This window comes from Burkholderia sp. BCC0419 (genome assembly GCF_902830285.1).
GTDB lineage: Bacteria > Pseudomonadota > Gammaproteobacteria > Burkholderiales > Burkholderiaceae > Burkholderia.
On the sequence record NZ_CADESR010000015.1, the window covers coordinates 44,546 to 58,453 of the forward strand.

The window sequence follows — 13,908 nt, forward strand, 5'->3', positions numbered from 1 at the left end:
ATGATTGAACGATTCCCGACATACTTCGAGCGCAGCGCGAGCAGCCGGCGAGACAAAGTCGCGCTGGTGGTCGACGGACGTTCGGCAACCTACGGCGAATTGCTGGACGTGACGTTGACGATAGCCGATACGCTTCGCCGTCTCGGCATTCCCGCCGGCGCGCGCGTCGCGCTCTATTCGGAGATGTCCGTGCATGCGGTGGCGGCTGCATTCGGCATCCTGAAGGCGGGATGCGTACTGGCATGCATCAGGCACACGATCGACACCGCCGAACTGGAGCAGCAGATCGCGGATTGCGGCGCCAGCGCGCTCGTGGCATCGCGATCGACCTCGCCCCGCGTCGCATCCCGTCATCGCGCGGTCACGATCGACGCGACCCGCGGCGACCTGTCGGAATATGTCGTCTGCTTCGCGACCGACGGCGCATCCGAAGCGGGCAATCCCTCCATGGATGACGCCGCAACGATCTTCTACACATCCGGCTCGACCGGCGATTCGAAGGGTGTGCTCGTCACGCACCGGAACATGATTGCCGCGTTCCGCTCGGTCTCCGGCTATCTCGCCAATAGCGAACGCGACATCGTGCTCAGTTTCTCCCCGGGCTTGAGCTCGGACTACGGCTTTTACAACACGGTCATGCCGCTGCTGTTCGGGGGCCGTGCCGTGGTCGAGACGGCGTTGCCCGCGTCGGCCGCCGCCATCGTCGACATCATCGAGCGACACGGCGTAACCGGCCTGCACGTCTTTCCGCCGGCGCTTTTCCGTCTGTGCGAATCGGGCGACCTGCCTGCCTCGAGACTGCAATCGCTGAGGTATGTCTCGACCAGCGGACAGGCGTTGCCCGGCAAGTACATTCGCCAGCTCAGGCGTGCGCTACCGGCTGTCCTGATCTACTGCAACTACGGTTCGACCGAGTGCAAACGCGTCGCCTACCTGCCGCCCGCCGAACTCGATCGACGTATCGGCTCGGTCGGCAAAGCCATTCCGGGCATCAGAACCTACCTCGTCGGCAACGACGATGCGCTCGTGGTCCAGCCCTGGCAGGTCGGTGAACTGGCGGTAGCCGGCGATCTGCTGATGGAGAAATACTGGGGGCGCGAAAGCGATACCGCCCGCGTCATTCGCAAAGGATGCTTCGGTGAATCGCGCGTGTTCATGACCGGTGATCTGTTCGCGATGGACGAGGACGGATTCCTGTTCTTTCAATGCAGGAAGGGCGACCTGTTCGATCGAGACGGCGTGCCGGTGAATCCGCGCGCCGTCGAGCGGGTATTGCTCGACCACGAATCCGTTACGGAAGCGCTCGTCGTACCGGTTTCCCGGTCCGACGGCGCACGCGTCCCCAAAGCCTATGTCGTTCCGGCTGCGACATCTGCGGCCAATGCAATCGAGCTGCTCGATCATTGTCGCCGCCATCTGGATTCCGCCGCGGTTCCGGCAAGCATCGACTTTCTGCGAGCGCTGCCAAGGACGTTCGGCGGCAAGGTGTCCGCCCAGGGCTTGAACTGATACCACATGCGAAGAGGTCAACCATGACGTCAAGCGGAATCGAGGACGGCGCGGAGCAATACCTGGAAAGCGCGCCGATGATCCGGATGGCAAGTTATTTTCACAGCCTGGCGACGGGCGCGACGCAGGTGCCGAAACAATCGGTCGCGAGCCGCATCCGCCATTTGCTGCGCGATCCGGACGTGCTTGCGTATCACGACCTGATGGTCGCCGAAGCCGGGCCGCTGTTCACGCATTTCCTTGCCAGCGTGCCGGCCATACTGGAGGAAATGTCGCGCGTCGGCGTCGCGCTCACGCGGTACTCCGAACGCCGCAGGCAGCACGCGGATCAGCACTTCGAGTTTTACGAAGTCGATGCCTTCGACGGCACCAACGGCAGAACGCTGGCAAAACGATCGAACGGCCTGATCCGCACTTTCACGAACTCGCCCAATCCGGCCAACGAAACGGCGTTCAACCAGTTCGCCAATCACGACTTCTCGACGTTCCACCCGCAGGCATTCGCCCACGTCACCCCCCGGCTGTTCCGGGAGCATGCGCGCCTCGGCCGCTTCTCCGGCACGTTCGACTATATCTACGAGACTGCCGCATTTCAGTTCTATGGCGTGGATCGCGCGGACCAGATTCGTCATGTCGCGCGTCTGCTCAAGCCGAACGGATTGATCTTTTTCTTCGAGAAGCTCAACTGCGATTCGCTCGACGAGTACGACAAGCGCGAGAGCGTCAAGGACGAACTGCACAAGCGTCATTACTTCAGCCGCGAGGAAATCGACTGGAAGCGCAACCAGATGCTTTCGCAGATGCAAAACGGACAGGTGACGTTCGATACGCTCGTCGCGTCGATCCACGAGCAGTTCGAACATGTCTATCTGCTCTGGAACGGGACGAATTTTCACGAGTTCGTCGCCTCCAACGACGCACGATCGATCGAGGCATTCGTCTCGCTGCTCGGCGAACCCTGCATCGAGCCCGTGTTCTGCTTCGATCACCCCGTACCGCGCAGAGTGGCCGGGCCGCGAGGAGACGCGACGTGATGCCGCTGCATGATGACCTCCCGTCGATGGATACGATCCAGTCATGCGTGGACGGGCTCGAACTCGAGCGCACGCAGATCGGACGACGCATCGAACAACTGCTCCCGCGCTGGCAGGCTCGCGCACAGGCCGCCGATCAGTTCGCGCGCCTGTCGCCCGAGACAATGGCCGAGCTGCACGACACCGGGCTCCTCCACCTGCTGACACCGCGCCGCTACGGCGGATTGCAGCAGGACTTTCCGACACTCGTCGAAGCTGCGCGGCTCGCGGCCACCGCGTGCGCGTCCACGGCCTGGATGTTGAGTGTCGTCGGCGGACATGTGACGACTGCGGCGCGCCTGCCCGCCGCCTGCCAGGACATCATCTTCGCGAACGGGCCGCGACAGCTGTTCGCGACGGCCACGGTTCAGAACGGCACGTTCGTCAGGGACGGCAGCGGATTCCGGTTGAACGGCATCTGGCGCTACAGCTCGGGCATCGATCACGCAACCTGGGTGATCGTCTCGGCACGACTCAGCGGGACGGACGCACCGGAGGCCCAGGAGATCTTCAAGGTCGTGGTTCGACGCGAAGACGTCCGTGCGCTCGACACGTGGCACGTGTCCGGCATGCGCGCGACAGGTTCCAGGGATATTGCATTCGACAAGCTGTACGTATCGGACGAGTGGATCTTCGCTCGTTCGAACTATTTTGGCCCGCATCCCGCCGGCGCCGACCTGCATCCCGACGCGTATCTGTACGACGTGCCGCTCATCCCGTACAGCACGACGTGGATCATCGGACCGATTCTGGGCTGCGCACAGAGCGCGTATATGCACTGCATCAATACGCTCCGCAGCCGCGGTAGAAGCGGCGACGCGGTGCTTTGCGGGCACATCGCGAAAAGCGACGCGGAGCTCGCCTGCGCGGGTCGTCTCTACGACGCGCTGGTCCGCACCTTGCACACGGCCGGCATCGCGCGGCGCGCGGTGTCGCCTGCCGAGACGGTCCGCATCAGGCGTGATCGCGCATTCATCGCGCAGCTTTGCGTCGACGCGATCCGACGACTGATCGGCAGCATGGGCACCGCCGTGGCATTCGACGCCCATCCTGCACAACGTCACTGGCGCGACCTGCAGGTCATGGCATCGCACATCGACGTCGGCTGGGACGCGGCGGCTGTTGCGTATGGCGGCCACGCGATCGCGCATTCGACGGGCACCTCCCGCGATTCCCCGCCGGGGTATCAATGAATACCGCGGCGCCGGACGACGAAACGGAGATGATCGACATGAACCGGGACGCGATATTCCGCGGAATTGCCGATGCGCTGGGACTCGCCGTAGACGAGGACCTTGGTGCGGCCGGGCGGTACGCTCCGCTCATGCGCTGTGATAACCAGATCTTCGTCAGTGGACAAATTCCGAAGCTTAACGGCGAAATCATCATTCGCGGTTTGATCGGATCGGAAGTGTCGGTGGACAGTGGTCGGCGCGGCGCGATGATCTGTGCCGCTCGCTGCATCGCGCTATTACAACGGTCACTCGGCACCCTCGATCGGGTCCGGGCAGTTCCGCGCATCGGCGTCTACATGCAAAGCGACCCTGCATTCGAAGAACACAGTGCCGTCGCCGATGGCGCATCGGAGGTAGTGTATTCCGTGTTCGGCGAAGCGGGCGTACACGCCAGAACGTCACTCAGCGCATTCCGGCTGCCTCGATACGCTGCGGTCGAAGTGGATCTGGTTGCATTCGTCTGGCAGGATTCCGCTGAAGGGAGGCTCACGGCGAGGGGGTAAGGTGCAGACGCAAAATTCCAAAAATTGCGGCGGTTAAAAGCAGATTATTTCGAGGTGTTTTCATCATCAATTCAAAGACAACATATTGAGACTGCGGACATCTTTTCTGAGAGACAACAAAGGGGTGGTGACCTCTCCTCCCCCAGCAAGCCCCCCGTACCGGCAATCGTCAATCCAACTGTACCGGTACTGTACAGAAAACCGTCGCTAAACTGATCCCCATCCCAGCCATCGAACCGAATGGAGAATCCGCGATGGAATTCCTCACCCTCAGCGCATTGCCTGCCGGCATGCTGTTCGCGCTCGTCACGTCGATCACGCCCGGCCCGAACAACACGATGCTGCTCGCGTCCGGCGTCAACTTCGGTTTCCGCCGCACGATGCCGCACTTGTTCGGCATCAGCACCGGCGTCGCGATCCTGATGCTGTGCGTCGGCTTCGGCCTCGGCGAAGCGTTCAAGCGCCTGCCGCTGCTGTACACGATCCTCGAAGCCGCGAGCGTCGCGTACCTGCTGTACCTCGCGTGGCGCATCGGCACGTCGGGCGAAGTGAAGGCGCACGGCGCCAAGCCGCGGCCGATGACGTTCATCGAAGCCGCCGCGTTCCAGTGGGTCAACCCGAAAGCGTGGATGATGGTGCTGACCGCCGCGACGACGGTCCAGCTGTCCGCCGACTATGGAATGAACGCCGCGTGGATGTCCGTCGTGTTCATCCTGATCGGCTTCCCGTGCATCTGCCTGTGGGCTGCGTTCGGCCTCGGCCTGCGGCGCTTCCTGTCGAATCCCCGAGCGCTGCGCATCTTCAACGTGACGATGGCCGTGCTGCTGATCCTGTCGCTGTATCCGCTGGTCGCCCATCTGCTGCCGCAGTAAGCGCTCACAAGCGCGCCCGTTGAGCTTCACGGGATGCAGGCGTACCCTTTCGGTACGGGCGCGTGCAACCGCTTCGGCAGTTGCACCGCCGCTCTGCATGGAGATTGCTGATGAAGCCAATGCTCAGAGCGGGCGAGCACATCGAGGGCATGCACTGGATCGCCGAGTATCACCCGCTCACGCACGATATCCGCGTGCTGCGCGAGAACATCGAAGTCGGCACTTACTGCGCGCCGCCGACGCTGTTCGGCGACGAGGAAGAGATGGGCGCCGCGAATCACGACGATCATCGCAGCCAGGAAGCCGCGTTGCGCGCGTATCTGCGCAACTTCGTCAAGGAGCACGACGCGGAGGAGTAACGGTGCGACGGCCGGAATGTCGACGGGCCGCGAAGGCGGCCCGGTCTGCTGTCGTGCGCCGGTCGATCTGCTCACCGCCGGCCTGCATCCATCATGCATAGGGCCGGAACAACACGCACCGGCCCGTCCGTCGCTCAATGCCCGAGCGACTCGATCTTGCCTGCCGGCTGCGCGACACCATGCGGCCGCGCCATCTGCTTGATCAGCAGCGCTATACACGCGAGCACGCCCGCGACGGCGATCGTCGCGAACACACCCGCAAACGAGAAGTGCCGGCGCGTCAGTTCGGCGACGAGGAACGACCCCGCGATCCCGCCGAAGCGGCCGACGCCGAGCATCCACGCGACACCCGTGCCGCGCCCTTCGGTCGGATAGAACGCGGCGGCCAGCGCCGGCATCGACGATTGCGCGGTGTTCATCAGCACGCCGGCCACGAACACGACCAGCACCAGCAGCCCGACGTTGCCGGCCGCCTGCCCGATCGCATACACGCTCACCGCCGTCAGCGCATAGCACACGGCGATCACGCGGTTCGCGTTGAAGCGGTCCATCAGCACGCCGCACAGCACGGCGCCCACGCCGCCGAGCGGGAACAGCGCCGAGATCAGCGTCGCGCTCTTCGGCGTCAGGCCCGCATCCTTCAGCAGGATCGGCATCCAGTTGATCGATGCGTAGAAGATCACGAGGCCCATGAAGTACGCGAGCCACAGCATCACCGAGCCGACGATGTACGAGCGCGACAGCACGACACCGAGGCCCTTGCCGCCGGTCTGCGGCACGGCTTCGGTCAATGCGAACGAGCCGGCGTTCAGCGCGTCGCGCGAGATGCGCGCGAGCGTGGCGCGGATCTTGTCGATGGACTGGCCGCTCGCGACCATGAAGCGCACCGATTCCGGCATCTTCAGCAGCAACAGCACGCCGAGCAGCAGCGGCGTCACGCCGCCGAGCATCAGCACGCTGCGCCAGCCGAAATGCGGAATCATCCACGCGGCGAGAAAACCGCCGAACGCAGCTCCGAGCGGGAAGCCGCAGAACATCAGGTTGATCACGGTCGCGCGGCGCTTGTCCGGGCAGAATTCGCCCATCATCGTGACCGCGTTCGGCATCGCGGCGCCGAGCCCGACGCCGGTGATGAAGCGCAGGATCGTCAGGTGTCCGATCGTGTTCGAGAACGCGGACATCAGGCACGCGACGCCGAACAGGAACACCGAGCCGAGCAACAGCGAGCGGCGGCCGAGCCGGTCGGACAGCGGGCCCGATACGAGCGCGCCACATGCAAGGCCGAACAGCGCGGCACTGAGCACGGGCGCGAGATCGGGCTTGGTGAGGTTCCATTCGCCGAGCAGCGACGGCGCGATAAAGCCGATCGCGGCCGTATCGAAGCCGTCGAGCAGCACGATCACGAAACACATGAGGAATACGAGCCATTGAAAGCCGCCGAACGGCTGCTCGTTGATGAAGGTCTGGACATCGACCACGGGTGCGCGATTCATCGCTTGTCTCCTTGTCGGCCGAAGTGGGCGCTTCAGCGCTTACTCCGGTCCCATGCAACGCTAATATATGTATGAGCAATACGGCATGGCAGCCGCGCCCTTCCTTTGTTCGCGCACCAGCCATCCGGTGCGCCGCGCGCCGATGCTCTGCCGGCGCGTTCATCGATCCCGTCGTCGACGGCCCGCTTGCGAAAGCAGGCCGTACGATCGGTTGCGGCCGCCCTCATCCGGCCGCGCGTGACCGGCCGTCTTACGCGGCGGCCCCGCCTAGGCGGCCCCGTCCTGTTCCTTGAAGATCTTGTCCGCGAGATGGAACGCGGAATTCGCGGCCGGCACGCCGCAATAGATCGCGGTCTGCAGCAGCACTTCCTTGATCTCGTCGCGCGTCACGCCGTTGTTGCGCGCGGCGCGCAGGTGCAGCGCCAGTTCCTCGCCGCGGTTCAGCGCGACCATCATCGCGATGGTCAGCAGGCTGCGCGTATGGCGCGGCAGCCCGTCGCGGGTCCAGATCTCGCCCCATGCATAGCGCGTGATCAGGTTCTGGAATTCGTCGGTCACCTCGGTGCGGTTCTCGATCGAACGGTCGACGTGCGCGTCGCCGAGCACCGCGCGACGCACCTTCATCCCTGCTTCATAACGTTCCTGGTCGTCCATCGCCAATGCCTCACGCAGTCAGGAAATCGAGCAGCGCGCGGTTGAAACCGCCGGTGCATTCGATGTTCGAAATGTGCGCGGCGTCGAATTCGACGTGCAGCGCACCGGGAATCGCGGCGGCGAGCGCGCGGCCCTGGTCGGGCGGCGTCGACATGTCCTTCGCGCCGGTCACGACGAGCACCGGCAACGCGATGCCCTTCACCTCCTCGCGCAGGTCGGCCGCGTTCAGCGCGTCGCAGTTCGCCGCATAGCCGTCCTTGTCGGTATGCACGAAGGTGTCGCGGATCGCGTCGAACAGGCGCGGCTCGCGCTCGACGAACGCGTCGGTGAACCAGCGCGGCAGCACCGCATCAGCCAGCGCGGCCATCCCTTCGGTACGCGCCTTCTGCGCACGCGGCGCCCACACTTCCGGCGAGCCGATCTTCGCGGCGGTGTTCGACAGCACCGCGCGCACGATGCGCGACGGGTAGCGTGCGGCGAGCGCGGCGCCCGTCAGCCCGCCCATCGAGATCCCGCAGAAATGCGCACGCTCGATGCCGACGTGGTCGAGCAGGCCGATCACGTCGCCCGCCAGTTGCTCGATCGTGTACGAACCAGCCGGCGCGTCGGAATGGCCATGGCCGCGCGTGTCGTAGCGCAGGATATTGAAGTGCTGCGTGAGCGGACGGATCTGCGGCGCCCACATCTGCAGGTCGGCGCCGAGCGAGTTCGAGAAGACGAGCCACGGCGCGTCGTCGCGTGCGGCACGGTCGATCCGGTAATGCAGTTTCACGCCGTTGACAGTGGCGAAAGGCATCTCAAGGTTCTCCTGGTTATTGCGCGCCCGCATGCAGCGCGAGCACGGCGTCGACATAGGCCTGCGCCTCGCCGACGTAATGTGCGGGATCGAGCAGTCGCGCGAGCGCGTCGCGCGACAGGTGAGCCGACACGGTCGCATCGGCGGCGAGCACGTCGAACAGCGTCGCGCCGGTGCGCACGGCTTCCTTCGACGCGTGCTCGACGACGTGATGCGCATCGAGCCGGCCGATACGGTCGCCGAGCGCGAGCATCACGGCTTCGCCGAGGATCAGCCCGTGCGTGAGGTCGAGGTTCGCGGCGAGGCGTTCGGTGTTGACGTCGAGGCCCGCGACGATCTGCGCGATCTGCGCGAGCGCGCCGCCGGTGAGGCGCGCGAGGTCGGGCAACGCGTCCCATTCGGCCTGCCAGCCGCCGAGCGCGCGCTCATGCTCCTGCACCATCCCCGCGAACACGGTCGCGACGAGGTTCGGCGCGCGCACCGCGGCGGTCAGCACGGCCGCGCAGCCGACCGGGTTGCGCTTGTGCGGCATCGTCGACGAGCCGCCCTTGCCGGCCGCGGCCGGTTCGCCGAGCTCGCCGACTTCGGTCTGCATCTGCAGCGACACGTCGCGCGCGATCTTGCCGAGCGTGCCGGTCAGCATGCCGAAGCACGATGCGGCTTCCGCGATGCGGTCGCGCTGCGTATGCCACGGCACGGCCGGCGCCGCGAGCTTCAGGTCGGCCGCGAGCGCGGACGTCACGCCGGCCGCGTGTTCACGCAGGCTCGCCAGCGTGCCGGCCGCGCCGCCGAACTGCAGCACGAGCGCCCGCTCGCGCAATTCGGCAAAGCGCGCGCGATGGCGCAGCAGCGCATCGAGCCATTGCGCGAATTTGAGGCCGAGCGTGATCGGCAGCGCCTGCTGCAGCCACGTGCGGCCGATCATCGGCGTCGCGCGATGCGTGCGCGCGAGCGCCGCGAGCGACGCGCAGGCTTCGTCGAGCATCGGTTCGAGCACGTCGAGCGTGTCGCGCAACTGCAGCACGGTCGCGGTATCGATGATGTCCTGGCTCGTCGCACCCCAATGCACGAACTTCGCGGCCTCCGGGTCGTCGGCCTTCACTTGCGCGGTGAGCTGCTTGACGAGCGGAATCGCGAGATTGCCGCCGAGCGCCGCACCGTGCGCGAGCGCGTCGGCGTCGAGCCGGCCGGCATCGCACGCGCGTTCGATCGGCGCGACCGCGGCGGCGGGAATCACCTGCTGCGCGGCGAGCGCGCGCGCAAGCGCGGCCTCGACGTCGAGCATTCGCTGGATCGTCGCGCGGGGCGACCAGATCCGGTTGAGCGGCTCGGTGCCGCAGATCAGGGAGGTCAGGCGGGCGCTGTCTTCGAGCATGGCATCAGAATGGGGAAGCGGCGTGCGCCTATTGTCTACCCAAGCGTGCCGGCGTGCGCTCGAATGCGCGCACCGGCACGCTTGCCGTTCAGGCGGCGGCCTTCTGCGTCGCGTCGATCAGCGGCACGCCGGTCAGCTTCTGCAGTTCGTCGAACGACAGGTCGGTGAAAATCTCGCTCACCGCGAGGCCGTCTGCCGTCACGTCGAGCACGGCGAGATCGGTATAGATACGGCTCACGCATTGCACGCCGGTGACCGGATACGAGCACTGCGCGACGATCTTGCTTTCGCCCTGCTTCGTCAGGTGCTCCATCATCACGAATACCTGCTTCGCGCCGATCGCGAGGTCCATCGCGCCGCCGACGGCCGGAATCGCATCGGGCGCGCCCGTATGCCAGTTCGCGAGGTCGCCGTTCGCCGACACCTGGAACGCGCCGAGCACGCAGTAGTCGAGGTGGCCGCCGCGCATCATCGCGAACGAATCCGAGTGGTGGAAATACGCGCCGCCGGTGAGCAGCGTCACGTGCTGCTTGCCGGCGTTGATCAGTTCGTCGTCTTCCTCGCCGGGCGCGGGCGCCGGGCCCATGCCGAGCAGGCCGTTCTCGCTGTGCAGGAAGATCTCCTTGGCTTGATCGAGGTGGTTCGCCACCAGCGTCGGCACGCCGATGCCGAGGTTCACGTACGCGCCTTCGGGGATGTCCTGGGCGACGCGCTTGGCCATTTCATCGCGGGTCAGTCGTTTCATGTCGGGTCTCCTGTCGACCGGAGTTGGCGCTTCAGCGCTTACTCCGGTCCCATACAAAGTTCAGGGCGGTCAGGCGGCTTGCGATGCTGCGTGTTCGGCGGCCAGCTCGGCCGCATGCGCGGCCTGCGGCACTTCGACGACGCGCTGCACGAAAATGCCCGGCGTCACGATGTGTTCCGGGTTCAGCGCGCCGAGCGGCACGACTTCCGACACCTGGACGATCGCGACCTTCGCGGCGCTGGCCATGATCGGTCCGAAATTGCGCGCGGTCTTGCGATACACGAGATTGCCCCAGCGATCGCCCTTGTACGCCTTCACGAGCGCGAAATCGGCGTGGATCGGCGTCTCGAACACATACGGCTTGCCGTCGATCACGCGCGTTTCCTTGCCTTCCGCGAGCTTGGTGCCGTAGCCCGTCGGCGTGAAGAAACCGCCGATGCCGGCGCCCGCCGCGCGGATGCGCTCTGCGAGGTTGCCCTGCGGCACCAGTTCCAGCTCGATCTCGCCCGCGCGGTACAGCGCGTCGAACACCTGCGAGTCGCTCTGGCGCGGGAACGAACAGATGATCTTGCGCACCTGTTTCGCCTTCAGGAGCGCCGCGAGACCCGTCTCGCCGTTGCCCGCGTTGTTGTTGACGATCGTCAGGTCGCGCGCGCCCTGTTCGATCAGCGCGTCGATCAGCTCGGACGGCATGCCGGCCGTGCCGAAACCGCCGATCATGATTGTCGCGCCATCGTGGACGTCGGCGACCGCCGACTGAAGCGATTCGAAAATCTTGTTGACCATGTCTCTTCCTGATGCGAACCCGCGGCTCGTGCGCGGCCTGTCGAGGGGACACGCGTGTGCCGCGTGCCGCGCCGGAGGCCTGAGTCGACCCTCGGCATTTGTTCGCTAGTCGAACCTAGATTCGATTAGCGAACGATGGCCGATCATAGAGTCGCGCACAGCGCGTTGTCAAGGCGGGTTCCCTCGGGGGCGGTCGCGTCGTCGAACGGCAAGCCGACGTAGTTTTCGGCGAGCGACTGCGCGGCGGCGCGCGAACGCGTCACGTATTTCAGCTCGGCAAACTTCAGGCGATTGACGAACGGCGAGTCGTCCGGCGACGCATGCAGCATGTTCGTCATGAAGTACGAGAAGTGCTCGGCGCGCCACACGCGTTCGAGGCAGGTCGCCGAATAGCGCTCGAGCGGCGTCGCGTCGCCGTTGCGGTAGCGCGCGCCGAGCGCGCGGGACAGCGCGCGGACGTCGGCCACCGCGAGGTTCATGCCCTTCGCGCCGGTCGGCGGCACGATGTGCGCGGCGTCGCCGGCGAGGAACAGGCGCCCGTGCTGCATCGTCTCCGACACGAAGCTGCGCATCGGCGTCACGCTCTTCTGCGTGATCCGGCCCTCGGTCGGCGTCCAGCCGGTGTCGTTCGAGAAGCGCGTGTGCAGTTCGTCCCAGATCCGCGCGTCGGACCATTCGGCAAGATCCTCGTCGGGCTTGCACTGCAGGTACAGGCGCGTGACCGTCGGCGAGCGCATCGAGAACAGCGCGAAGCCGTTGTCGTGGTGCGCGTACACGAGTTCGTCGAGCGACGGCGCCGCGTCGGCGAGGATGCCGAGCCACGCGAACGGATAGACGCGCTCGAACGTGTTCAGCCGCTCGGCGGGAATCGTCTGGCGCGCGATGCCGTGGAAGCCGTCGCAGCCGGCGATGTAATCGCAGTCGATGCGGTCCGCGCGGCCGTCCGCGTGCTTGAACGTGACGAACGGGTGCTCGCTTTCGACATCGTGCAGCGCGACGTCGCTGACTTCGAAATGCATCTGATGACCGTGCTCGACGCCGGCCGCGATCAGGTCGCGCACCACTTCGTGCTGGCTGTAGACGGTGATCGCGCGCCCGCCGGTCAGTTCGGACAGGTCGATGCGATGGCGCTGGCCGTCGAACAGCAGCTCGATGCCGTGATGTTCGAGCCCTTCGCGGCGCATCCGGTCGCCGAGGCCGGCTTCGTTCAGCGTGTCGACCGTGCCCTGCTCCAGCACGCCGGCGCGAATGCGGTTCTCGCAGTATTCGCGCGAACGCGCTTCGACGAGGATGGAATCGACGCCTTGCAGGCGCAGCAGATGGGAAAGCAGAAGGCCGGACGGGCCGGCGCCGATGATGGCGACTTGGGTGCGCATTGTTCGTCTCCAGAACTTTGGTTCGAGTAGTGGAAACAATTTGAGCGCTTTCCCGACTATGCGGCAACGCGATTTTGGAGATAAGTTGTATACGTTTCCCGGATAGTGACCTGCTGATGGATGCGCTCGATCTGAACCTGATTCCCTACCTCGTCGCCCTCGACGACACGCGCAACGTGAGCCGCGCGGGCGATCTGCTCGGCGTGAGCCAGCCGCGCGTGAGCACGGCGCTCGGCCGGCTGCGCGAGTACTTCGGCGATCCGCTGTTCGTGCGCACGTCGCGCGGGATGGAGCCGACGCCGCGCGCGCTCGCGCTGCTGCCGGCCGCCCGCGACGCGCTCGCGCAGATCGAGCGCGGCCTCGTCGCACCGCACGATTTCGATCCGGCCGCGAGCACGCATACGTTCTCGATCGCGCTGTCGGACGTCGGCGAGATCGTGTTCCTGCCGAAGCTGCTGCAGGCGTTCGCGACGCTTGCGCCGCACGCGAATCTGCGTTCGGTCTCGCCCGCGCACGACGAAGTCGGACGCGGCCTCGAAGCCGGGTCGATCGATCTCGCGGTCGGCTACTTTCCCGATCTCGACGGCAACAACTTCTTCCAGCAGCGGCTGTTCACGCACCGGTTCGTCTGCCTGATGCGACGCGGCCATCCGTTCGAGCAGACGCCGCCGTTCACGGTCGAGCAGTTCCTCGCGTGCGGACACGCGGTGGTGCGTGCCGAAGGGCGCAGCCAGGAAGTGCTCGAGAAATATCTGGCGAAGCAGCGCATGCAGCGCCGCGCGGTGCTCGAAACGCCGCACTTCATGAGCCTGCCGTTCATCCTGAGCCGCACCGACCTGATCGCGACGGTGCCGCACGCGATCGGCTATGCGTATGCGGCCGAGCACGCGTTCATCGTGCCCGTCGAGCCGCCGCTCGCGCTGCCGCGCTTCGACCTGAAGCAGCACTGGCATCGCAAGTACCACAACGACCCGCGCACTGCGTGGCTGCGCGGCGTCGTCGCATCGTTGTTCAACGACGAGCAGGACGAATGGCCGAAGTGAAGAAGCGGGCGCGGCGGCCCGCACGCACGACCGGCGAAAGCATGAAACAATGGCCGGATATTGGCCGCCGCAGGCGGCCTTCGATGGAG

Annotated in this window: 14 protein-coding genes; 7 read left to right on the top strand and 7 right to left on the bottom strand. The window is 65.6% G+C overall.

Going from position 1 to position 13,908, the window contains the following annotated elements; all coding sequences use genetic code 11:
* The 6 genes from HWW87_RS37030 (at position 1) to HWW87_RS35560 (ending at position 5,551) form a co-directional block, all read left to right on the top strand.
* On the top strand, positions 1–1,509 hold the full coding sequence (locus tag HWW87_RS37030) for a class I adenylate-forming enzyme family protein (protein ID WP_208449974.1): 1,509 nt from the start codon (positions 1–3) through the stop codon (positions 1,507–1,509).
* Positions 1,404–2,543: a class I SAM-dependent methyltransferase gene (locus HWW87_RS37035; protein WP_244107406.1), complete on the top strand. Its 1,140-nt coding sequence runs from the start codon at positions 1,404–1,406 to the stop codon at positions 2,541–2,543. Before HWW87_RS37030 ends, HWW87_RS37035 begins: the two co-directional genes overlap by 106 nt.
* Complete coding sequence (locus HWW87_RS35545) at positions 2,543–3,775, top strand: acyl-CoA dehydrogenase family protein (protein WP_175824243.1); 1,233 nt, start codon at positions 2,543–2,545, stop codon at positions 3,773–3,775. Before HWW87_RS37035 ends, HWW87_RS35545 begins: the two co-directional genes overlap by 1 nt.
* A 29-nt stretch (positions 3,776–3,804) precedes the next feature.
* Positions 3,805–4,320 (top strand): RidA family protein, encoded by a 516-nt coding sequence (locus tag HWW87_RS35550; RefSeq protein WP_175824190.1) that lies wholly within the window; start codon positions 3,805–3,807, stop codon positions 4,318–4,320.
* A 254-nt stretch (positions 4,321–4,574) separates the two neighbouring features.
* Positions 4,575–5,192 carry a LysE family translocator gene (locus HWW87_RS35555; RefSeq protein ID WP_175824191.1) on the top strand — a complete coding sequence of 206 codons (618 nt, stop codon included), beginning with the start codon at positions 4,575–4,577 and terminating at the stop codon, positions 5,190–5,192.
* 110 nt (positions 5,193–5,302) lie between these two features.
* Positions 5,303–5,551: a hypothetical protein gene (locus HWW87_RS35560; protein WP_174390186.1), complete on the top strand. Its 249-nt coding sequence runs from the start codon at positions 5,303–5,305 to the stop codon at positions 5,549–5,551.
* A 134-nt stretch (positions 5,552–5,685) separates the two neighbouring features.
* Here the strand turns inward: HWW87_RS35560 and HWW87_RS35565 are convergent, their stop codons facing one another.
* The 7 genes from HWW87_RS35565 to pobA all read right to left on the bottom strand — a co-directional run bounded on the left by HWW87_RS35565 (position 5,686) and on the right by pobA (position 12,776).
* A complete protein-coding gene (locus tag HWW87_RS35565) occupies positions 5,686–7,044 on the bottom strand; it encodes an MFS transporter (protein WP_175824192.1) in 1,359 nt (452 codons plus the stop codon).
* A 267-nt stretch (positions 7,045–7,311) separates the two neighbouring features.
* Positions 7,312–7,698 carry a 4-carboxymuconolactone decarboxylase gene (gene pcaC / locus HWW87_RS35570; protein WP_089443676.1) on the bottom strand — a complete coding sequence of 129 codons (387 nt, stop codon included), beginning with the start codon at positions 7,696–7,698 and terminating at the stop codon, positions 7,312–7,314.
* 10 nt (positions 7,699–7,708) lie between these two features.
* Positions 7,709–8,494 carry a 3-oxoadipate enol-lactonase gene (gene pcaD / locus HWW87_RS35575; protein ID WP_174390188.1) on the bottom strand — a complete coding sequence of 262 codons (786 nt, stop codon included), beginning with the start codon at positions 8,492–8,494 and terminating at the stop codon, positions 7,709–7,711.
* A gap of 16 nt (positions 8,495–8,510) precedes the next feature.
* Positions 8,511–9,869, bottom strand: coding sequence for a 3-carboxy-cis,cis-muconate cycloisomerase (locus tag HWW87_RS35580; RefSeq protein ID WP_175824193.1), 1,359 nt, complete (start codon positions 9,867–9,869; stop codon positions 8,511–8,513).
* An 88-nt stretch (positions 9,870–9,957) separates the two neighbouring features.
* On the bottom strand, positions 9,958–10,614 hold the full coding sequence (locus HWW87_RS35585) for a CoA transferase subunit B (RefSeq protein ID WP_175824194.1): 657 nt from the start codon (positions 10,612–10,614) through the stop codon (positions 9,958–9,960).
* Positions 10,615–10,683: 69 nt separating this feature from the next.
* Complete coding sequence (locus tag HWW87_RS35590; protein ID WP_174390191.1) at positions 10,684–11,400, bottom strand: 3-oxoacid CoA-transferase subunit A; 717 nt, start codon at positions 11,398–11,400, stop codon at positions 10,684–10,686.
* Between the two features lie 143 nt (positions 11,401–11,543).
* Complete coding sequence (pobA, locus tag HWW87_RS35595; RefSeq protein WP_175824195.1) at positions 11,544–12,776, bottom strand: 4-hydroxybenzoate 3-monooxygenase; 1,233 nt, start codon at positions 12,774–12,776, stop codon at positions 11,544–11,546.
* Positions 12,777–12,892: 116 nt separating this feature from the next.
* Between pobA and HWW87_RS35600 the strand changes: the two genes are divergently transcribed.
* Complete coding sequence (locus tag HWW87_RS35600) at positions 12,893–13,819, top strand: LysR family transcriptional regulator (protein ID WP_175824196.1); 927 nt, start codon at positions 12,893–12,895, stop codon at positions 13,817–13,819.
* The last annotated feature ends 89 nt before the right edge of the window (positions 13,820–13,908 follow it).